We start from the raw sequence: 19548 nt of genomic DNA, 5'->3' as shown, positions 1-19548 counted from the left end.
GGTCCGCATGCGGAACCCATTCATTCCCGTTGCCGGGCAGCGGAAGCAAGGAGATAGAGTGAAGCGACTGCCTGGGATTTTGTTGGCAACAGGCGCCACGTTAATTGTCGCCGTGGCGTTGCTGGTCAGTGGGCTGCGCCTGGCGCTGCCGGAACTGAACAGCTATCGCCCACAGTTGCTGGCGAAAATTTCGGCGCTCTCCGGCGTGCCGGTGCAGGCCGATTTTATTCAGGGCAGTTGGGAGAGCTTCGGCCCGCGGCTGGAGGTGCGCAATCTGCGCGCCGCGATGACCAAAAGTGACCTGCATATCGATCGGGTTACGCTGGCGCTCGACGTCTGGCAGTCGCTATTACACTGGCGCTGGCAATTCCGCGATCTCACCTTTTATCAGCTGCAGCTGGATATCAATACCACGCTGGGCGGCGATAAAAACAAGGGCAGCACCGTTCAGCCCGGCACCGTCAGCGATCTGCTGCTGTATCAGTTTGACCACTTCGACCTGCGCGACAGCCGCGTCTCTTTCCTGACGCCGTCCGGCCCGCGCGCCGAGGTTGCCATTCCGCAGCTGACCTGGCTGAACAGCGATCAGCGTCACCGTGCCGAGGGGCAAATCAGCCTGTCGACGTTTAACGGCCAGCACGGTGCGGTGCAGGTGCGGATGGATCTGCATGATAACAAAGGGCTGCTGAATACCGGCACGGTGTACCTGCAGGCCGATGATATCGATATGAAGCCGTGGTTCAGCCGCTGGCTCAAGTCCAATACCGGTCTGGAAAGCGCTGACTTCAGCCTGGCCGCCTGGCTGCAGGTGCAGCAGGGTGAAATTTATGGCGGCAACGCTTTGCTGAAACAGGGCGCAGCCCGCTGGACGGTCGGCGGCGACGCGCACCGGCTAGAGGTCGATAATTTAGCGCTGGCGGTAAAACGTCAGGGCGGCGGCTGGCAGCTGGATGTGCCGCAGCTGAATATTAAAACCGACGGTCAGGCCTGGCCGCAGGGGATGTTGTCCGGGCTGTGGCTACCGGAAAACAGCCGGTTTATCGGGCCGGAACAGCAGGAAGAGCTGCGTATCCGCGCTACCGACATCCAGCTGGAGCGGCTGTCGTCGCTGCTGCCGACGTTCTCGTTCCTCAGCCCGGATATGCTGGAGCGCTGGCAAGATATCCGGCCGCAGGGGCGGGTGGACGCGCTGGCGCTGGATATTCCGCTGAAACAGCCGGAGAGAAGCCGGTTTCAGGCGCGCTGGCGCGACCTGAGCTGGCAGCACTGGCAGCTGTTGCCGGGGGTAAACCACTTCAGCGGCGCGCTCAGCGGCGGGGTGGAAAACGGCAGGCTGGATCTCGACCTGAAAAACAGCACGTTGCCGTATGGCGATATGTTCCGGGCGCCGCTGGAAATCAGCAGCGCCAGCGGGGCGCTGAACTGGCGCTATGGCGCGCAGGGCTGGGAGCTTTCCAGCCAGAACCTGGATGTGAAAGCCAAATCGCTGTGGGCGAATGGTGACTTCCGCTATCGGCAGCCGGCCAAGGGCGAGCCTTGGCTGAGTATTCTGGCGGGCATTCGTCTGTCCGACGGCGCCGACGCCTGGCGCTACTTCCCGGAGCCGCTGATGGGCACTCACCTGGTCGATTACCTGAGCGGCGCCATTCAGGGCGGGCAGGTGGATAACGCCTCGCTGATCTATGCCGGCAACCCGCATCAGTTCCCCTATAAGCATAATGAGGGGCACTTTGAGGTGTATGTGCCGCTGCGCCACTCAACCTTCCAGTTCCAGCCGGGCTGGCCGGCGCTGAGAGATCTGGCCATCGATCTGGATTTCCGCAACGACGGCCTGTGGATGCAGGCGCCGGCCACCAGGCTGGGCAAGGTGGACGGCAAAAACGTCCGCGCGGTCATCCCGGACTACAGTAAACAGCGTCTGCTGATTGACGCCGACGTGGCGGGCGCCGGGCCGGATGTGCGGGACTACTTTATGCAAACGCCGCTGCATGATTCCATCGGCGGCGCGCTGGAACAGCTGCAGGTCGGTGGGGATGTCAGTGGGCGCTTACATCTTGATATCCCGTTGAACGGCAAGCTGGTGGCGGCTAAAGGTGAGGTCACGCTGAACAATAACTCGCTGTTGGTGAAACCGCTGGATAGCACGTTGGAAAAGGTCAGCGGCAAATTTACCTTCGATAACGGCAACCTGGCCAGTAACACCCTGACGGCGAACTGGTTTGGTCAGCCGATGGCGGTGAACTTCACCACCGAAGAAGGGGCAAAGGATTATAAGGTCAATGTCGGCCTGAAGGGCGACTGGCAGCCGGGCAAGATCCCGGAGGTGCCGCCGGAGGTGGCGAAAGCGCTGTCCGGCAGCGCGCCGTGGAACGGCAAGGTGGCGATTACCCTGCCGCACGGCGGGGCGGCCAGCTACGATATCGGTCTTAACGCTGACCTGAAGAGTGTGAGCAGTCACTTACCTCCACCGCTAGATAAACCGGCGGGTGAACCGTTGCCGGTGAACGTCAAGGTACAGGGCGGCCTTAACGGTTTCAAACTGAACGGCAGCGCCGGTAAACAAAACTACTTCAACAGCGCCTGGTCCTTCGGCCGGCAGCAGGTTTCGCTGGACCGCGCCGCGTGGCGCACCGGCGGCGGTGTGCCGCCGCTGCCGCAAAGCCCGTCGCTGACGCTTAACCTGCCGCCACTGGACGGTGAAAAATGGCTGGCGCTGCTGTCGCCTGCGCTGAAGCAGTCCGGCGGCGCTCAGGGCAAGGTCGGCAGCTTCCGCTTCCCGACCACGGTGGCGTTGAGCACCCCGCAGCTGCTGCTGGGCGGCCAGGCCTGGCATCAGCTGGAGCTGGCGGCGCGCCAGCAGTTTGGCGGCGTCAGCGTCAGTGCCAAAGGTAAGGAGATCGACGGCAGCGTATTGATCGCCGATAAAGGCCCGTGGCGCGCCGATATTAATTACCTGTATTACAACCCGCAGTTTGCCGACGACAAGCCGGCACCGCTCGCGGCGCAGTCGTCAGCGCCGGCGCAGCGCATCTCCTTCCGCGGCTGGCCGTCCGTGATGCTGCGCTGCCAGAGCTGTTGGCTCCTCGGACAGAAGCTGGGCAAGGTCGAGGCCGATGTGAAAAACGCCGGCGATACGCTGACGCTGGAGCACGGGCTGATCGATACCGGTAAGGGACGGGTCAGCGCCACCGGCCTGTGGAAGCAGAATGCGCAGGAAGAGCGCACCGCGCTGAAGGGGAAACTGCTGGGGCGCAAAATTGACGATACCGCCAGTTTCCTCGGCATCACCACGCCGCTGAAAGACGCGCCCTATGATGTGGACTTCGACCTGCACTGGCGCGGGCAGCCGTGGAAGCCGAAGCTGAACACCTTCAACGGCACCATGAAGCTGGCGATGGGCAAGGGGGAGATCGACAGCATCGGCGGCGGCCGGGCCGGGCAGCTATTGCGCCTGGTAAGTTTCGATGCGCTGCTGCGTAAGCTACAGTTTGATTTCAGCGACACGTTCGGCAACGGGTTCTACTTTGATTCCATCCGCAGCACCATCTGGATGAAAGATGGCATAATGCATACCGACAACCTGCTGGTTGACGGGCTGGCGGCGGATATCGCCATGAGCGGCCAGGTCGATCTGGTGCAGCGCCGGCTTGATATGCAGGCGGTGGTGGCGCCGGAGATTTCAGCGACGGTCGGGGTGGCGACAGCGTTTGTCATCAACCCAATCGTCGGCGCCGCGGTATTCGCCGCGTCGAAGGCGCTGGGGCCGCTGTGGAACAAGATTTCGCTGATTCGCTACCATATCGGCGGCAGCCTGGATCAGCCGACCATCAATGAGGTGTTGCGTAAGCCAAAAGAGGATAAGGCGTCATGAAAAATGCCAATATTGCGTTGTTACAACTGTGCAGCGGCGATCGCGTCCGGGATAACCTGGCGCAGATTGAGCAGCAGATCAAGCAGCTCAATACCGGTGTGAAACTGGTGATGACGCCGGAAAATGCCTTGCTGTTCGCCGACGCCGAGGCGTATCGTCAGCATGCCGAGCAGGAAGGCGACGGTCCGCTGCAGCAGGCGGTGCGCGATCTGGCGCGCCGCTACGGCGTCTGGCTGCTGATCGGCTCGATGCCGTTAATCAGCCGTGAAGATCCGCAGCGCATCACTACCAGCAGCCTGCTGTTCGACGAACAGGGCGAGCTGCGCGGGCGTTACGATAAGCTGCATATGTTCGATGTCGATATCAACGACGTACATGCGCACTATCGCGAATCAGATACCTATCAGCATGGCCGGCAACTGACGGTGGTGGATACGCCGGTCGGCCGCCTCGGGATGACTATCTGTTATGATCTGCGTTTTCCCGGGCTGTATCAGGCGCTGCGCGATCAGGGGGCAGAGCTGATTTCCGTACCTTCCGCCTTTACCCGCGTTACCGGCGAGGCGCACTGGGAGATTCTGCTGCGCGCCCGGGCGATTGAGAACCAGTGCGTGATCCTGGCGCCCGCGCAGGTTGGCCGCCATGGCCAGACGCGCCGTACCTGGGGACATACCATGGCGGTGGACGGCTGGGGGAATATTATGAAAGAGAACCCCGACGCCGTGTCCGCCATTAAAGTGCGCGTCGACACCGAGGTGCTGAAGACCATGCGCGCCCAGATGCCGGTGCGGCAGCACAACAGATTCCAGACGTCGCTGCAGGCGCCGTCTGAACATAAATCCTCCAATCAAGAGTGAAAAAATTATGAGCCTGACGCTTGTCAGTGAGCAGTTACTTACTGCCAATAAGCTGAGTCATCAAGACCTGCATTCGGTATTGGGGCAACTGTCCGAACGCCGACTCGACTATGCCGATCTCTATTTCCAGTCCAGCTACCACGAAGCCTGGGTGATTGAAGACGGCATCATTAAAGACGGCTCTTACAATATCGATCAGGGCGTCGGCGTGCGCGCCGTCAGCGGCGAGAAAACCGGTTTCGCCTATGCCGACCAGATTACCCTTAACGCGCTGAACCAGAGCGCCCAGGCCGCGCGCAGCATCGTGCGCGAACAGGGAGACGGCAAGGCGCATACGCTGGGCGAAATTCGTCACCAGGCGCTGTATCCGCTGCTCGATCCGCTGCAAAGCCTGCCGCGTGAAGAGAAAATCGCCCTGCTGCACCGGGTGGACAAGGTTGCCCGCGCCGCCGATAAGCGCGTGCAGGAAGTGACGGCCAGCGTGACCGGCGTTTATGAGCAGGTACTGGTGGCGGCCACCGACGGCACGCTGGCGGCGGATGTGCGTCCGCTGGTGCGTCTTTCCGTCAGCGTGCTGGTGGAAGAAGACGGCAAGCGTGAGCGGGGTTCCAGCGGCGGTGGCGGCCGTTTCGGCTATGACTATTTCCTGGAAACGGTGGACGGCGAAGTACGCGCCGACGCTTTCGCCAAAGAGGCGGTGCGCATGGCGCTGGTTAACCTGTCGGCGGTTGCCGCGCCGGCGGGCGGTATGCCGGTGGTGCTGGGCGCAGGCTGGCCAGGCGTGCTGCTGCATGAAGCGGTCGGCCACGGCCTGGAGGGGGACTTCAACCGCCGCGGCTCGTCGGTCTTCAGCGGACAGATGGGGCAGTTGGTGGCGTCGGAACTTTGCACCGTGGTGGATGACGGCACCATGCAGGGACGTCGCGGTTCGCTGGCTATCGATGACGAAGGCGTGCCCGGCCAGTATAACGTGCTGATCGAAAACGGCGTGCTGAAGGGCTATATGCAGGACAAACTAAATGCGCGCCTGATGGGCGTAGCGCCGACCGGCAACGGCCGCCGCGAATCTTATGCGCACCTGCCGATGCCGCGCATGACCAACACCTACATGCTGGCGGGCCAGTCGACGCCGGAAGAGATTATCGCCAGCGTAGAGTACGGCCTGTATGCGCCGAACTTTGGCGGCGGACAGGTGGACATCACCTCCGGCAAGTTCGTCTTCTCCACCTCCGAGGCCTACCTGATCGAGAAAGGGCGCATCACCAAACCGGTGAAAGGCGCGACGCTGATCGGCTCCGGCATTGAGGCGATGCAGCAGATCTCGATGGTTGGCAACGATCTGGCGCTGGATAAAGGCGTCGGCGTCTGCGGTAAAGAGGGGCAGAGCGTGCCGGTGGGCGTCGGCCAGCCGACGCTGAAGCTGGATAACCTGACGGTGGGCGGCACGGCGTAAGCGCTCAGACCGCCGTTTGGTCCGTCAGATATGCCGGTCGGCTCACCCCGACCGGTATTTTTTTGTCTTTTATTACCGGCGTGTCAGCGGTAGCCCTGATAAAGCTCGCCGACCTTTTGGAAGTATTCAGTCAGGTAGTTGATACAGACCTGCACTTTCAGCGGCAGTTTGTCCTTTTCGGTATACAGCGCATACACCGGGCGCGGATCGGAATGGTAGCGTTTGAACAGAATCTCCACTTCGCCGCGTTTGATTTCGTCGATCACCCACATCAACGGCGCATAGGCGATGCCGGCGCCGGCTTTCAGCCAGCGGATCATGGTTTGTGAATCGTTGGTGACAAAGCGCCCCTGCGGCGAAATGCGCGTGCTGATGCCCTCCGGGGCAATCAGTTCAAACTCGCTGTCCGGCCGCACGCTGTACTCCAGCCAGGAAAAATTCACCATATCGCTGGGAGTGCGCGGCGTGCCGTGCGCGGCCAGGTAACTTTTGGCGGCGCATACCACCATCGGCATCGAGCCCAGCCGCTTGGAGAACAGGCTGGAATCCTGCAGCGCGCCGACGCGGATCACCACGTCCAGCCCGTCGGCGATCAGATCGGGCGCCGGAATGCCGGTGACCAGATTCACCTTCAGGCCGGGATACTCCTTCAGCATATCAGCGGTCATGGTGGCCAGTACGTTTTGCGCCATGGTTGAAGAGCTGCCGATGCGTAAGTTGCCGGTCGGGGTATTATTAAAGGCGTACAGCTGTTCGTGGACTTCGTTGGCTTCCAGCAGCATGCGGCGGCAGCCCTGATAATAGATTTTACCCGCTTCTGTCAGGCCGATGCTGCGCGTGCTGCGGTTGAGCAGCTTGACCTGCAAATCATTTTCCAGTTTGGACACGGTCTGGCTGATGGAGGATACGCTCATGCCTAACTGGCGCGCGGCGGCGGTAAATGAACCGCACTCAACCACTTTGGCGTATACCGACATCCGTTTTAGTCTTTCCATTATTCACTCTGGCTTAAAAGTGATTTAGATCACAGATTGTTGATGACTTGATAGTAAGCAGGCTAATATAACCAGTGCCGGGTGTAAAACTTGTGCGCAGAAGCGCGGTATTCAGATGCTGCGCGATGTGCCCGTTGCAGCGCGACCCGGTTGCCCTCGCACTTTCTTATCGCGGATGTATGCCTTGAGTTTAACCTTTTTTCAGGTTTATAGCCTGGACAACCTGTCTGGGCATAAGGTGTGGCGCGCATTCGCTAAAATGTAAATATAATGTGAATTAATATGAGTAAGACGTGTCTTCCCCGGCGTAGTAAACAATAAGGAAAAAATGATGAGTTTGCTTCCGGTGATGGTTATCTTCGGACTGTCGTTTCCCCCGGTATTTTTCGAGCTGATCGTGTCGCTGGCGCTGTTTTTTGTGCTGCGTCGACTGCTACAGCCGACCGGTATTTATGATTTTGTCTGGCATCCGGCGCTGTTCAATACTGCGCTGTATTGCTGCCTGTTTTATCTGATTTCGTGTCTTTTTGTTTGAGGTCGCTGTGAAAACATTTTCAATAAAAATAGCCAGAATCGCGATCACTCTGATCCTTGTCCTGCTGGGGATTATCGCCGTCTTCAAGGCCTGGGTGTTTTATACCGAATCGCCGTGGACGCGTGACGCCAAATTTACCGCCGATGTGGTGGCGATCGCGCCGGACGTCAGCGGTCTGCTGAGCGATGTGTTGGTGACAGATAACCAACTGGTGAAAAAGGGCCAGGTGCTGTTTGTGGTCGATCAGCCGCGCTATCAGCAGGCGTTGGCGGAAGCCGGCGCCGACGTGGCGTATTACCAGGCGCTGGCCGCAGAGAAAAAGCGTGAGGCGAGCCGCCGCGTGCGTCTGGGCGTTGACGCCATGTCGCGCGAAGAGATTGAACAGGCCAGCAACGCGCTGGAAACCGTACAGCACCAGCTGGCGAAGGCGATCGCGGTGCGCGATCAGGCCAAGCTCGATCTGGAGCGTACCACGGTGCGTGCGCCGGCGGACGGTTGGATAACCAACCTGACCGTGCACGCCGGCGATTTTATCACCCGCGGTTCCACCGCGGTGGCGCTGGTGAAAAAGAACACCTTCTATATTCTGGCCTATATGGAAGAGACCAAGCTGCACGGCCTGAACCGCGGCGATCGCGCAGAGATTACTCCGCTCGGCAGCAACCGTATTATGCACGGTACGGTGGACAGCGTGGCGGCGGCGGTGAACAACAGCAGCAGCAGCAATGACAGCAAAGGCCTGGCTGCCATCGACAGCAACCTGGAGTGGGTGCGTCTGGCGCAGCGCGTGCCGGTAAAAATCATGCTGGATGCGAAAGACCAGCAGCATCCATACCCTGCCGGCACGACGGCCACCGTGGTGATCACCGGCCAGAACGACCGCGATAGCGACCGTGAGTCGCCGTTCGTCAAGCTGATGCACCGGCTGCGTGAGTTCGGTTAATGAATAACCCAACCTTTATCCGCTTGAGATTTGCATTCAAACTGAGTTTTGCGATCGTCTTCGCACTGTTTGTCGGCTTTCATCTCAACCTGGAAACGCCGCGCTGGTCGGCAATGACCGCCGCCATCGTCGCCGCCGGACCGGCCTTTGCCGCCGGCGGCGAGCCGTTTTCCGGCGCTATCCGCTACCGCGGCTGGCTGCGTATTATCGGTACGTTTATCGGCTGCTTTGTCGGCCTGTTGATTATCGTCACCACCGCGCGTGCGCCGGTGGTGATGCTGCTGCTGTGCTGCATCTGGGCCGGCGTCTGCACCTGGATCTCATCGCTGATCAAGGTGGAAAACTCTTACGCCTGGGGGCTGGCAGGCTATACCGCGCTGATCATTATCGTGACGGTGGCCACCAGCGAGTCGCACCTGCTGGAGGCGCCGCAGTTCGCCGTGGAGCGCTGCAGCGAGATCGTGCTGGGGATCGTCAGCGCGGTGCTGGCGGATCTCTTGTTCTCCCCGCGCTCGATCAAACAGGATATCGACCGGGCGGTGGATAACCTGCTGGTGCAGCAGTATAAACTGCTGCAGATGTGTATCAGTAATGCGGACAAGGAAGAGATCGACCGCGCCTGGGGCAACCTGGTGAAAGGCACCACTGCGCTGAACGGCATGCGCGCCAACCTGATGATGGAGTCCTCGCACTGGCAGAAGGTCAACCGCCGCGCGCGTGCGTTGCATACGCTGTCGCTGACGCTGATTACCCAGGCCTGCGAAACCTACCTGATTCTGCTCAACCATCCGGACGCGCTGAGCGAAAATCTGCGCGAACTGCTGATGGAGCCGGCGGAGACGCCGCAGGATATTCACCGCCGCATGAAAGTGATGCGTCAGGTGCTGACGGTGCATCGCACCGATGACACGCTGTTGACGGTATCCAGCTGGGTCGGCGCGGCGACCCGTTACCTGCTGTTGGCAAAAGGCGTGCACACCAACAGCAGCATCAGCGGCGTGGAGGAGGATATCCTCAGCGCGGAAGTCGAAATCAAACCGGCTTCAGCAGAGGGACACCACGCGATGATTAACGGCCTGCGCACCTTTACCGCCACCGCGCTGGGCTGCCTGCTGTGGCTGTGGACCGGCTGGACCTCCGGCAGCGGCTTTATGGTGATTATCGCCGTTATCACCTCGCTGGCGATGCGCACGCCGAACCCGCGCATGGTGGCGATGGACTTTGTACTGGGCATGCTGGTGGCGATACCGCTGGGGGCGCTGTACTTTATGGTGATCATCCCGGCGACGCAGCAAAGCATTCTGCTGCTCTGTCTCAGCCTGGGATTACTGGCGTTTATTATCGGCATTGAGGTACAGAAGCGGCGGCTTGGCTCTCTGGGGACGCTGGCCGGCACCATCAATATTCTGGTGCTCAGCAACCCGATGGAGTTCAACGTTACGCAGTTCCTTGATGCCTCTATCGGCCAGTTCCTCGGCAGCTGCGTCGGTTTGATGGTGCTGCTGCTGATTCGCGATAACTCGCGTGAGCGCACCGGCCGTACGTTGCTGAACAGCTTCGTCAGCAGCGCGGTATCGGCCCTGACCACCAAGGCGGCCAAGCGGCGGGAGAACCACCTGCCGGCGCTGTATCAGCAGCTGAACCAGCTGTTGATGATGTTCCCCAACGATATTGCCAAATACCGTCTGGCGCTGAACCTGATTATTGCGCACCAGCGGATGCAGCGCGCCGAGATCCCCGCCAGCGAAGAGCTGTCGGTGTTCCACCGCCAGATTCGCCGCACCGCCGACCGCGTGGTGAGCGCCAAAAACGAGGTGAAGCGGGCGTATTACTACGATCGTCTGCTCAGCGAAATGAATGAATATCAGCAGAAGCTGGTGGATAACCATGCGCCGCTCAGCGTTACCGGTCCGGTACGTCGTCTGGCGGATATGCTGCACCGTTATCGCCACGCGTTAATTGATTAATCCTGCGCTTTAGCACGCCGCCGGCGGTAATCGGGCTGGGGCGTGCTGTCTTGCCGTTCCTCTAAGACTATACTGAAAAAAGATGCGTTTTTCTGTCGTGGCCGCCGCTGGCGGGGCGGTTACGCGTGTCAGCGACGCCGTAAAATGGCATGATAACAGGCGGCGTCGGGCGTTGCGGCGCGGTGGTTGTGCTGCATCAGGCGCCGGTTCGGCGCGTAATGACTCCCGATGGGAAAGGTTACGCGACGTTCATCTTTCATTCATAATATTCATTTATATAACACAGGGGCGTACAGGCCCGGATGTCAGGGAAAGTCATGAACAAGCGGATTCTCGTGGCGATAGCGATCGCCGTGGCGGTGGCCGGGTTTAACATGCTGCGCGATACCGGCGATCGGGCGATTTCCAACGTACCGGCGGTGGCCGAGAAGGCGTCGGCAAGTATCGACCAGCTGACGCAGCAGCAGCGGGTAGTCAGTTATTTGCAGCGGCATCAGCGTTTGCCGGACTATTACATCAGCAAGAGACAGGCGCGGGAGCAGGGCTGGGACGCACGCAGCGGCAATCTGTGCAGCGTGCTGCCGGGCAAGGCGATTGGCGGCGATCGCTTCTCGAACCGGGAAGGACGGCTGCCGAGCGCCCACAAACGGGTATGGCGTGAAGCGGATATCAATTACCGCTGCGGTCGCCGCGGCGCCGATCGGCTGTTGTATTCCAGCGACGGCCTGATATTCGTTACGCGCGATCACTACAAAAACTTCATTCGGGTGGAGTGAGTTTGATGGGGAAAGTAGAGTTTGATTTCAGCCAGATCCCTGACCTGCCGGCGTTTTATCGCGATTTTGCCGATAAGTTTGCGCTGGGGGACGGTTTCGGCGCCAATCTGGATGCGTTGTGGGACGTGGTGACCGGGGAGATCGGTCTGCCGGTCGAGATTGAGTTCACCAATCTTGATAACCGTCGCAAACGTCGTTTTGGCGCGATCATTCTGCTGTTTGAGGAGGCGGAAGAAGAGCTGGAAGGCAGTCTGTATTTCAATATGCGTGAAGCCGACGGCGTCGCCGCCGCGCATCATCGGGGATGAACGTGTGATTCATCCCATGATGCCGGCGACGCCGTAATGCATTACTCGGCGGCTTCAGCCAGGTCGCGCAGATACTGAAAGATCTGACGGGCAGCCTTGGGCGTTTTGTTGGCGGCTTTCTCTTTCTGCGCGTTGCGCACCAGCGAGCGCAGCTGCTGGCGATCGGCTTGCGGATACAGCTCCAGCACCGCCGGGATCGCCTCATCCCCTTCCTCTACCAGACGATCGCGCAGCGACTCCAGCTTATGGAACAGTGAAACCTGCTGGTTATGGCGGTTTTTCAGCTTGTCCAGCGCGGTCTGAATCGGCTCGACGTCACGGGCGCGCAGCAGTTTGCCGATCAGCTGGATCTGGCGGCGGCGGCCTTCTTTCTTGATCTTCTGCGCCAGTTCGACGGCGGCGCGCAGATCGTCATCCAGCGGGATGCGTTCCAGCGCGTTTTTCCCTAAATCAACCAGCTCGCTGCCCAGGTCTTTTAACGCTTCGGCGTCACGTTTAATTTCACTTTTGCTGACCCAGATAATCTCGTCATCGTCCTCGTTTTCATTGTCCGGGACATCGTCGAGCCAGTCTTCAGGTTGTTTTTTCATGGTAGGCTCCGTTAAAAAGAGGCTAATCCTAACAGGTTGCCGCGGCGAACCCCAAAATAATTGGCATGGCGGCGATCGCGCGCAGATTAGCGTGCGAAATACTGCCGCCGGAGATGCGAAATTCTACGCGCTTCCTGTTAGACTCAAGGCTATGGATTTCTAAATTATGGCAGATTGATGAAAGTAGTCACTCAGGTTGCACAGCAGCGCAAGACGCTGGAAAACGCGGTTTCCCAGGCGCTGGATCTGGCGGCGGTCGGTTGCGATGCGGCAGAGGTCGCCGTGACGAAAACCACCGGCATCAGCGTCAGCACCCGCTTTGGCGAGGTTGAAAACGTCGAGTTCAACAGCGACGGCGCGCTGGGTATTACCGTCTATTATCAGCAGCGCAAAGGCAGCGCGTCGTCGACGGATCTCAGCCCGGACGCTATTGCGCGCACCGTCCAGGCAGCGCTGGATATTGCCCGCTACACCTCACCAGATCCTTATGCCGGCCCGGCGGAAAAGGATCTGCTGGCGTTTGAGGCGCCGGATCTCGATCTCTTCCACCCGGCGGAACTGGATGCGGAACGCGGCATTGAACTGGCGGCGCGTGCCGAACAGGCGTCGCTTGGTGCCGATTCGCGCATCACCAATACCGAAGGCGGCAGCTTTAACAGCCACTACGGCATTAAGGTGTTCGGCAACAGCCACGGCATGCTGCAAAGCTACTGTTCCAGCCGCCATTCGCTGTCCAGCTGCGTGATCGCCGAGCATCAGGGCGATATGGAGCGGGATTACGCTTATACCATCGGCCGCGATCTGAACGATCTGGCCAGCCCGGAGTGGGTGGGCGAGGAGTGCGCACGCCGCACCCTGTCGCGTCTGGCGCCGCGCAAGCTGGCAACCATGAAGGCGCCGGTGCTGTTTGCCTCGGAAGTGGCGACCGGGCTGTTCGGCCATCTGGTCGGCGCCATCAGCGGCAGCAGCGTCTACCGTAAATCCACCTTCCTGCTGGACGCGCTCGGCACGCAAATTCTGCCGGAGTGGCTGACCATTGAAGAGCATCCGCATCTGCTGAAGGGGCTGGCCTCGACGCCGTTCGACAGCGAAGGCGTGCGCACCCAGCGTCGCGATATCGTGAAGGATGGCGTGCTGCAAACCTGGCTGCTGACCAGCTACGCGGCGCGCAAGCTGGGTCTGCACAGCACGGGCCACGCGGGCGGCATCCATAACTGGCGTATTGCCGGCCAGGGTAATGACTTTGCCGGCATGCTCAAGCAACTGGGCACCGGCCTGGTGGTAACCGAACTGATGGGCCAGGGCGTCAGCGGCGTGACCGGCGACTATTCGCGCGGCGCGGCGGGCTTCTGGGTGGAGAACGGCGAAATCCAGTATCCGGTCAGCGAGATCACCATTGCCGGCAACCTGAAAGATATGCTGCGTAATATCGTCAGCGTCGGCAGTGATATCGAAACCCGCAGCAATATCCAGTGCGGCTCGGTGCTGCTGCCGGAAATGAAAATCGCCGGTCAGTAATCACGGCGCGATGGCCGGCGCTGCGCCGGCCAGAATTCCTCTCTCCCCAGCCTTTAACCTTCCTTACAAATCTCTGGTTTCGCTTTTTCCGTATGCCGCCTATGTTAACCAGCGGTTAATTAAAACAATAACGGAAGGTGAGCATGAACAATACACTGAAAGCGCTGGCGGCGTTGGCACTGCTGGGCGTCAGTTCTCTGGCAACGGCGGCCGATCTTGATGAAAATATGGATATCATCGCCGGCAACTATAAAACCGCGTTAAAAACCGATTCCGCCGACAGTTTCAAACAAAGCCTGCAAAATATGCGCGCGGCCGCGCAGGACGCCAAGCAGGGTACGCCGCCCAAGCTGGAGGATAAAGCGCCGGACGGCCCGGAAATGAAGGGCTTCCGTCACGGTCTGGATACGCTGATCGGCCAGATTGACGCCTCGCTGGCGCTGGCGAATCAGGGCAAATTGGCCGAGGCGAAAAAGCAGGCGGAAGCCTTTAAAACCACCCGCGACACCTATCACCAAAAATATCGCTAAGCGCCGTGGCGGCGGTCTTCCCGCCGCTTATCGCTCCGCCGTGCCGCCGTGCAGAAAGCTGGAGGGCGTCTGCCCCAGCACCCGGCGGAACATGGCGGAAAACGCCGCGCTATTCTCATAACCCAGATCCAGCGCTATCTGCGTCACGCTGTCGCCGGCGGCCAGCCGCGCCAGTGCCAGCACCACCGCCGCCCGCTGCCGCCATTGTGAAAATGACATGCCGGTTTGCCGCTGAAAGAAACGGCTGAAGCTGCGCAGGCTCATATACAGCCGTTCGGCCCACTGCTGCGGCGGCAGATGAATATCCGGCCGTTGTAAAAACGCGTGGCACAGCGCATGCAGCCGCGCATCGGCCGGTAGCGGAATGTGCAGCGGCAATGCCGGCATGCGCGCGATTTCATGCAGCAGCAGGACGATCAGCGCGCCGTCGCGGCCGTGCTGCGCGTATTCGAGCGGCATCTCCACGGCGGCCATCAGCAACTGGCGCATCAGTGGTGAGATGCTGACCACACGGCAGGGCGCCGTACGCACCGTCTCCGGCAGGGCTGCCGGCTCGAGATACAGACTGTGGGTCGTCACGCCGATCATCGTCACCTGATGCGGCATGCCCGGCGGCAGCCATACCGCCCGCTGCGGCGGCACCAGCCAGTTGCCCTGCCGCGTCGTGACGTGCATGACGCCGGTGGCGCCGTACAGCAGCTGGGCGCGGCGGTGGCTGTGCATCGGCAGCAGATAGCCGGACGGATAATTTCTGGCGAGGGCGATAACCGGACGCGCCAGGTGATCGACTTCGTCGATCGGGACATTGTGCATCGGAGTTGCCGGGAAAGTTGACCGAAATGCAATGATAGATGGCATAACGGCGTATGCAAGCCAGAGACGATCGCTTTTATCCTGTCGCATTCTTTTCTGGGCAGGACATGGGTTATGACGGACGCTGTTATTCTGCTGGCCGCCGGTTTTCTGACCGGCATCAGCACCATTTTGTTTGGCTTCGGCGGTGGATTTGTGGTGGTACCGCTGGTCTACCATCTGATCGCCGGCGAGCAGCACGCACTGGCGATGCATATCGCCGTCGCGACTTCGACCACGCTGATGATTCTCAACGCCGGCTACGCCAGCTATAGCCAATGGCGTCGCGGGGCTTTACGGCGGGAAACGGTAATACCGCTGTTTTACGCGCTGGCGGGCGGTGCGCTGATCGGCGCGTTGATCGCCACGCGGCTGACGGACGGCCTGATCCGCCTGCTGTTTATCCTTTATATGCTGGTGACCATCATCGATTGCGTATGGCGTAAAGGTTTCCTGCAGAAAACCGCGCGACGTCCGTTGTCCGCCGCGACGTTATGGCTGGGCGGGCCGGCTATCGGCGTGATTGCCGCCATGCTCGGCGTTGGCGGCAGCGTGATGACGGTACCGCTGCTGCGGCGGCATGGTTATGAGATGAAATACTGCGTCAGCGCGGCCAATCCGCTGTCTATCGCCATCGCGGTGATGGGCGCCGGCATGTACGGCTGGCTGGGATACGGCAAGGTCGCCGGCGTGGGCTATCTGGGCTATGTCAATCTGGGGATGCTGGCCTGGCTGGCGCTGTCCGGCATGCTGGGGATGGTATTTGCCCGTTATGCGCTGCCGAAAATGCACGATGGGCTGCATGCGCGGGTATATGTATGGCTGCTGGTTCTGGTGCTGGTATCGATGCTGTTGTAACTGTACGGGCGGCGGAGGGCCGCCCGTCGTGCCGCTTAGCGGTGATATTCGCCAGCGGCTTCCGGTTGGTACAGCAGTTCCAACACTTCAATATCCGCCTGCTCGCCGTTCGGCAGCGTCCAGGTAATCTGCTTGCCGACGTGCATACCCAGCAGTGCCGCACCCAGCGGCGCCATCACGGACAGCTGTTCGTTGCTGTCCTTGAGCGAGGCGGGGTACACCAGGGTGCGCACGTGCTCCTCGTTGGTGTGCAGATCGCGAAAACGAACGATGCTGTTCATCGTCACCACATTGGCCGGGATTTGCGCCGGCGGCAAGATCTCGGCGCGATCCAGCTCATCGTTGAGTGCGGCGGCAATGTCGGTATGGGCGAAAGCCGGCTGTTCCAATAACGCATCCAGGCGTTCCGCATCCAGCTCATTAATCGTAATGATTGGTTTGGTCATTCCACTCTCCCGTTGTCCCCGGTGCCTGCAAGCGCCGGAGCTACATCAAAACACGCCGTGGGGGCGTTTTTTCCAAATAGTAAAAAGGCGGCATAAAGCAACACCCCGCGCCTGAAGGTGCGGGGTGTTGGCAATGTCGATGTGTCTTGCCGATAGTAGGCGCTTGGCCGCAGAAAAGAAAGAGATCTCGATCACGAACTTTTCTTCCGCATTTTCGCCCAGGCGTGCGCGAGCGGTGCGTTATCCCATTGTATTTCCATTAACTTATCGCTAAATAATGCATTTTGAGAAACCGATCCCCATCCGTCACCTAATTTCCACTTTGAACTGGAAAAAAACGCGCTACACAAGCCATGTCGTCGGGGTTAGGGTAAAGCCATCAGATAAAGCGGTTTATTCAGCGCCGCTTTGTCACTCAATAATTAACGTCTGTATCCATGGGGTGACTGAAAAGTGAATGCAGGAGCAACTTCGGTAAAAACTGAACAGGCTGATATTGCGCAGGCGGCGGAAATAACCACCCAGCTGCTGGCGGATATTACTGAAATGTTAAACGCAGAGAGCATTTATACCAACGAGGTGCAACAGCAAATGCTGGAATCACACGTACGCGCGATGGTATTACGCTCTATTACCGGCGAACCGCTGCCGGAAGTGGATAAATCTCTGTTTGATGAAATTTCGCAGCACTCGATGCAGCTGGCGCAGCGGGTGGTCGATCAATTAAAAACCTTGCCCATCGAGGAAGCCTATTTGCTTTCCGTGCATTTCGAAGTGGCAAAAGATAATAACCAATAATTAATTATCAATTATTATAAATCAGGAGAATATTTCATGAGCCAAATTACCGTAGTTATCGGCGATCGTCTGGGAAAAGGGCAGAAAGTGGGCCAGGGCGTTGAAAATGCCGGCGGAAAAGCAGTGGTCATCCCCGGCGTTGCGGCGGATATGAAGCTTGGCGATGTGATGAAGGCGGAAAATGCACAGCTGGGCATCTCGTTTTGCGGCAGCGGCGGCGCCGGTGCAATTACGGCGCAGACCAAGCATGGTTATAAAGCGAAATACGGCATGCGTTCCATTGACGAAGGCGTTACGGCGATTAATGAAGGCTGCAACGTATTAGGCTTCGGCTTTATGGATAAAGAAGAACTGGGTCAGAAATTGGTGGAAGCCTATATCAAAAAACACGGCGCGGCATAATGAAGGAACAATATACCACCTCAGTCACCGTTGCGGGCAAAGGCGATACGAAGGCTAAAGCCTTTGCCTCCGCATTGGCAAGCGTACAGGGCGCGGTATTAAAGTCCACCAGTAATATTCTGCTGCGTATCGAACCGCAGGACGTCAGCGTATTAAGTGCGGAAGAAAAAATAACAAAAGAAAGGTTTCTCTTTTTCTTCCTGCCGCGGGAAAGAAAAAGCTATGCAGTTTCATTGGAAGTAACCATAAATGTGACGGTCATCAACACTGAAAAGGTGGTCTTCACTACAAGATAAAAAACTGACAGATACCCGGAATTATTCATGTTACGGCGTTGTTGGCTTTAATTTGCAATTAATCGGGTATACGTGGAGAGATAAACAGATGTTTCTCATAATCTTATTTAAGTCGATTATTATCGGCGGGCTGGTAGGCGTTGGCGTCGGTGCTGGCGCCGCGCGTATGTTCCATGCCCCGACGACTCAGGGAATGGGGGCTTTCCGTACGTTAGGCGAGCTGAACTCTTGCGAGGGCGACCCGGCTTCGCACTTCTCATTTGGTCTGGGCTTCTTCTTTAACGCCTGGGCTTCCTCCGTAGCGGCCGGCGCCTTCACGCAGGATGTAGACCACCGCATTATTCCCAACTGGGGCGCTGCGGCGCTGATGATCAAAAACCGCAACGTGGCGCAAACGCTGCACGATCCGAAGAAAATGGCGATCGCCTGCGGCATCATCGGCATGATCGTGGTGGCCTTCCTTAACTCTACCGCCTCTGCGGTGCCGGCGGCACTGCAGGTGACGGCGATCAAGGTGCTGGTGCCGGCGGCCAACCTGCTGGTCAACACCGTGATGCCGGTGATCTTCTGGCTGGCGGCGATCGACGCGGGTAAACGTTCCGGCTTCTGGGGCACCATTTTCGGCGGCTTGGCGCAGCTGATCATGGGCAACGCCGTACCGGGCCTGGTGCTGGGGATCCTGATCGGCAAGGGCGTGGAAGAGAGCGGTTGGAACAAAGTCACCAAAATCATGATGGCGACCATCGTGCTGCTGTTCGTGCTGAGCGGCTTCTTCCGCGGTTTCGATATGGAACTGCTCAAATCTTTCAGCCTGGGCGTACCCGGCTGGCTGGATGCGATTCACAACGGCCTGAGCGGTAAATAAGGAGAGCGATGATGGAAGAACAAGTCCAACAAAAAGGCTTCTGGTATGCCGACTGGTCGTTCCCGATTTTTGTCGGCCTGCTGTCCGCCGGCGTGTTTGCCGGGACGCATATGTATTACCTGTACGGCATCGGCGCGTTTAACGAAGTGGCGTTTGTCTCAATGCTGCGCGCCGGCATGGATACCGGCGTCTATGGCGCGGTGGCGGCGTTCGGCGCCAGCTTCCTGTTTGCGCGCATTATCGAAGGCTCTCTGGTGGGGATCCTCGATATCGGCGGCGCCATTCAGACCGGGGTGGGGCTGGGCGTGCCGGCGCTGCTGCTGGGGGCCGGGTTCGTCTTCCCGGTGGCCAACTTCGCCGCATCGCTGGCGACCGGCCTGGTGATTGGCCTGGCGATTGGTTATCTGATCATTCTGGCGCGTAAATTCACCATCAATCAGAGCAACTCCACCTACGGCGCTGACGTGATGATGGGGGCGGGCAACTCCTCCGGCCGTTTCCTCGGGCCGTTGATTATTCTGTCTGCCATGACCGCGTCGATTCCTATCGGCATCGGTTCTCTGCTTGGCGCTTTACTGTTCTACATCTGGGGTAAACCAATCACCGGCGGCGCGATCCTGGGCGCCATGGTGCTGGGGGCGATTTTCCCGGTCGCCATTGCTTGACGTCCGGCTGTTCCCGCAGCAAG

20 protein-coding genes are annotated in these 19548 nt (G+C 59.2%); 16 read left to right on the top strand and 4 right to left on the bottom strand.

Annotated features, from left to right (window positions below):
- The first annotated feature begins 58 nt into the window (after positions 1-58).
- The 3 genes from yhdP to tldD are packed head-to-tail and all read left to right on the top strand — an operon-like array spanning position 59 to position 6181.
- Complete coding sequence (yhdP, locus tag CLM71_RS21350; RefSeq protein WP_105232788.1) at positions 59-3871, top strand: AsmA2 domain-containing protein YhdP; 3813 nt, start codon at positions 59-61, stop codon at positions 3869-3871.
- Positions 3868-4728 carry a deaminated glutathione amidase gene (nit1, locus tag CLM71_RS21345; protein WP_105232787.1) on the top strand — a complete coding sequence of 287 codons (861 nt, stop codon included), beginning with the start codon at positions 3868-3870 and terminating at the stop codon, positions 4726-4728. The genes yhdP and nit1 overlap by 4 nt, the downstream gene beginning before the upstream one ends.
- Positions 4729-4735: 7 nt before the next feature.
- Entirely contained in the window at positions 4736-6181 is a 1446-nt protein-coding gene (gene tldD / locus CLM71_RS21340) for a metalloprotease TldD (protein WP_105232786.1), read from the top strand.
- A gap of 83 nt (positions 6182-6264) precedes the next feature.
- On the opposite strand, the gene aaeR is transcribed toward tldD, so the two are convergent.
- Positions 6265-7176, bottom strand: coding sequence for an HTH-type transcriptional activator AaeR (aaeR, locus tag CLM71_RS21335; RefSeq protein ID WP_105232785.1), 912 nt, complete (start codon positions 7174-7176; stop codon positions 6265-6267).
- Between the two features lie 331 nt (positions 7177-7507).
- Here aaeR and aaeX point away from each other — a divergent pair, with 331 nt between their 5' ends.
- From aaeX to CLM71_RS21310, 5 genes are all read left to right on the top strand, one after another.
- A complete protein-coding gene (aaeX, locus tag CLM71_RS21330; protein WP_004958078.1) occupies positions 7508-7711 on the top strand; it encodes a p-hydroxybenzoic acid efflux pump operon protein AaeX in 204 nt (67 codons plus the stop codon).
- A 7-nt stretch (positions 7712-7718) separates the two neighbouring features.
- Positions 7719-8654, top strand: coding sequence for a p-hydroxybenzoic acid efflux pump subunit AaeA (aaeA, locus tag CLM71_RS21325; RefSeq protein ID WP_105232784.1), 936 nt, complete (start codon positions 7719-7721; stop codon positions 8652-8654).
- The gene (gene aaeB, locus CLM71_RS21320; RefSeq protein WP_105232783.1) at positions 8654-10621 is read left to right on the top strand and encodes a p-hydroxybenzoic acid efflux pump subunit AaeB; all 1968 of its coding nucleotides are present in this window, start codon (positions 8654-8656) and stop codon (positions 10619-10621) included. The genes aaeA and aaeB overlap by 1 nt, the downstream gene beginning before the upstream one ends.
- A 317-nt stretch (positions 10622-10938) precedes the next feature.
- Positions 10939-11397, top strand: coding sequence for a ribonuclease domain-containing protein (locus CLM71_RS21315; RefSeq protein ID WP_105232782.1), 459 nt, complete (start codon positions 10939-10941; stop codon positions 11395-11397).
- 5 nt (positions 11398-11402) lie between these two features.
- The gene (locus CLM71_RS21310) at positions 11403-11705 is read left to right on the top strand and encodes a barstar family protein (protein WP_105232781.1); all 303 of its coding nucleotides are present in this window, start codon (positions 11403-11405) and stop codon (positions 11703-11705) included.
- 41 nt (positions 11706-11746) lie between these two features.
- Here the strand turns inward: CLM71_RS21310 and yjgA are convergent, their stop codons facing one another.
- Entirely contained in the window at positions 11747-12295 is a 549-nt protein-coding gene (yjgA, locus tag CLM71_RS21305; protein WP_105232780.1) for a ribosome biogenesis factor YjgA, read from the bottom strand.
- 177 nt (positions 12296-12472) lie between these two features.
- Between yjgA and pmbA the strand changes: the two genes are divergently transcribed.
- Together pmbA and cybC are read left to right on the top strand one after the other, a co-directional pair.
- Positions 12473-13813, top strand: coding sequence for a metalloprotease PmbA (pmbA, locus tag CLM71_RS21300; RefSeq protein WP_105232779.1), 1341 nt, complete (start codon positions 12473-12475; stop codon positions 13811-13813).
- 143 nt (positions 13814-13956) lie between these two features.
- Positions 13957-14343, top strand: a complete 387-nt coding sequence (gene cybC / locus CLM71_RS21295) for a cytochrome b562 (protein ID WP_105232778.1) — start codon at positions 13957-13959, stop codon at positions 14341-14343.
- A 27-nt stretch (positions 14344-14370) separates the two neighbouring features.
- Here the strand turns inward: cybC and CLM71_RS21290 are convergent, their stop codons facing one another.
- Positions 14371-15156 carry a helix-turn-helix domain-containing protein gene (locus CLM71_RS21290; protein WP_105232777.1) on the bottom strand — a complete coding sequence of 262 codons (786 nt, stop codon included), beginning with the start codon at positions 15154-15156 and terminating at the stop codon, positions 14371-14373.
- 114 nt (positions 15157-15270) lie between these two features.
- Here CLM71_RS21290 and CLM71_RS21285 point away from each other — a divergent pair, with 114 nt between their 5' ends.
- Positions 15271-16053 carry a sulfite exporter TauE/SafE family protein gene (locus tag CLM71_RS21285; RefSeq protein ID WP_105232776.1) on the top strand — a complete coding sequence of 261 codons (783 nt, stop codon included), beginning with the start codon at positions 15271-15273 and terminating at the stop codon, positions 16051-16053.
- Positions 16054-16088: 35 nt separating this feature from the next.
- On the opposite strand, the gene rnk is transcribed toward CLM71_RS21285, so the two are convergent.
- Positions 16089-16499: a nucleoside diphosphate kinase regulator gene (gene rnk / locus CLM71_RS21280; protein ID WP_105232775.1), complete on the bottom strand. Its 411-nt coding sequence runs from the start codon at positions 16497-16499 to the stop codon at positions 16089-16091.
- 453 nt (positions 16500-16952) lie between these two features.
- On the opposite strand from rnk, the gene CLM71_RS21275 reads away from it, so the two are divergent.
- From CLM71_RS21275 to CLM71_RS21255, 5 genes are all read left to right on the top strand, one after another.
- Positions 16953-17297, top strand: a complete 345-nt coding sequence (locus CLM71_RS21275; protein WP_105232774.1) for a PRD domain-containing protein — start codon at positions 16953-16955, stop codon at positions 17295-17297.
- 36 nt (positions 17298-17333) lie between these two features.
- Positions 17334-17699 (top strand): SFCGS family glycine-rich protein, encoded by a 366-nt coding sequence (locus CLM71_RS21270; RefSeq protein WP_105232773.1) that lies wholly within the window; start codon positions 17334-17336, stop codon positions 17697-17699.
- The gene (locus CLM71_RS21265) at positions 17699-17995 is read left to right on the top strand and encodes a DUF4312 family protein (protein WP_105232772.1); all 297 of its coding nucleotides are present in this window, start codon (positions 17699-17701) and stop codon (positions 17993-17995) included. Before CLM71_RS21270 ends, CLM71_RS21265 begins: the two co-directional genes overlap by 1 nt.
- 88 nt (positions 17996-18083) lie before the next feature.
- The gene (locus CLM71_RS21260; RefSeq protein WP_105232771.1) at positions 18084-18860 is read left to right on the top strand and encodes a DUF4311 domain-containing protein; all 777 of its coding nucleotides are present in this window, start codon (positions 18084-18086) and stop codon (positions 18858-18860) included.
- 11 nt (positions 18861-18871) lie between these two features.
- Complete coding sequence (locus CLM71_RS21255; protein WP_172606327.1) at positions 18872-19525, top strand: DUF4310 family protein; 654 nt, start codon at positions 18872-18874, stop codon at positions 19523-19525.
- The last annotated feature ends 23 nt before the right edge of the window (positions 19526-19548 follow it).

The sequence above is a fragment of the Serratia sp. MYb239 genome (genome assembly GCF_002966855.1).
Classification (GTDB): Bacteria; Pseudomonadota; Gammaproteobacteria; order Enterobacterales; family Enterobacteriaceae; genus Serratia_B; species Serratia_B rhizosphaerae.
The sequence above is the reverse complement of the archived record's forward strand: the minus strand, read 5'-3'. Positions and strand labels throughout refer to the sequence as shown.

Excerpts from the sequence above, each read along its gene's own strand:
- nit1 (WP_105232787.1), top strand. The coding sequence starts at position 3,868 with ATGAAAAATGCCAATATTGCGTTGTTACAACTGTGCAGCGGCGATCGC.
- tldD (WP_105232786.1), top strand. The coding sequence starts at position 4,736 with ATGAGCCTGACGCTTGTCAGTGAGCAGTTACTTACTGCCAATAAGCTG.
- aaeR (WP_105232785.1), bottom strand. The coding sequence starts at position 7,176 with ATGGAAAGACTAAAACGGATGTCGGTATACGCCAAAGTGGTTGAGTGC.
- aaeX (WP_004958078.1), top strand. The coding sequence starts at position 7,508 with ATGAGTTTGCTTCCGGTGATGGTTATCTTCGGACTGTCGTTTCCCCCG.
- aaeB (WP_105232783.1), top strand. The coding sequence starts at position 8,654 with ATGAATAACCCAACCTTTATCCGCTTGAGATTTGCATTCAAACTGAGT.
- CLM71_RS21315 (WP_105232782.1), top strand. The coding sequence starts at position 10,939 with ATGAACAAGCGGATTCTCGTGGCGATAGCGATCGCCGTGGCGGTGGCC.
- CLM71_RS21310 (WP_105232781.1), top strand. The coding sequence starts at position 11,403 with ATGGGGAAAGTAGAGTTTGATTTCAGCCAGATCCCTGACCTGCCGGCG.
- yjgA (WP_105232780.1), bottom strand. The coding sequence starts at position 12,295 with ATGAAAAAACAACCTGAAGACTGGCTCGACGATGTCCCGGACAATGAA.
- pmbA (WP_105232779.1), top strand. The coding sequence starts at position 12,473 with ATGAAAGTAGTCACTCAGGTTGCACAGCAGCGCAAGACGCTGGAAAAC.
- cybC (WP_105232778.1), top strand. The coding sequence starts at position 13,957 with ATGAACAATACACTGAAAGCGCTGGCGGCGTTGGCACTGCTGGGCGTC.
- CLM71_RS21290 (WP_105232777.1), bottom strand. The coding sequence starts at position 15,156 with ATGCACAATGTCCCGATCGACGAAGTCGATCACCTGGCGCGTCCGGTT.
- CLM71_RS21285 (WP_105232776.1), top strand. The coding sequence starts at position 15,271 with ATGACGGACGCTGTTATTCTGCTGGCCGCCGGTTTTCTGACCGGCATC.
- rnk (WP_105232775.1), bottom strand. The coding sequence starts at position 16,499 with ATGACCAAACCAATCATTACGATTAATGAGCTGGATGCGGAACGCCTG.
- CLM71_RS21270 (WP_105232773.1), top strand. The coding sequence starts at position 17,334 with ATGAGCCAAATTACCGTAGTTATCGGCGATCGTCTGGGAAAAGGGCAG.
- CLM71_RS21265 (WP_105232772.1), top strand. The coding sequence starts at position 17,699 with ATGAAGGAACAATATACCACCTCAGTCACCGTTGCGGGCAAAGGCGAT.
- CLM71_RS21260 (WP_105232771.1), top strand. The coding sequence starts at position 18,084 with ATGTTTCTCATAATCTTATTTAAGTCGATTATTATCGGCGGGCTGGTA.
- CLM71_RS21255 (WP_172606327.1), top strand. The coding sequence starts at position 18,872 with ATGGAAGAACAAGTCCAACAAAAAGGCTTCTGGTATGCCGACTGGTCG.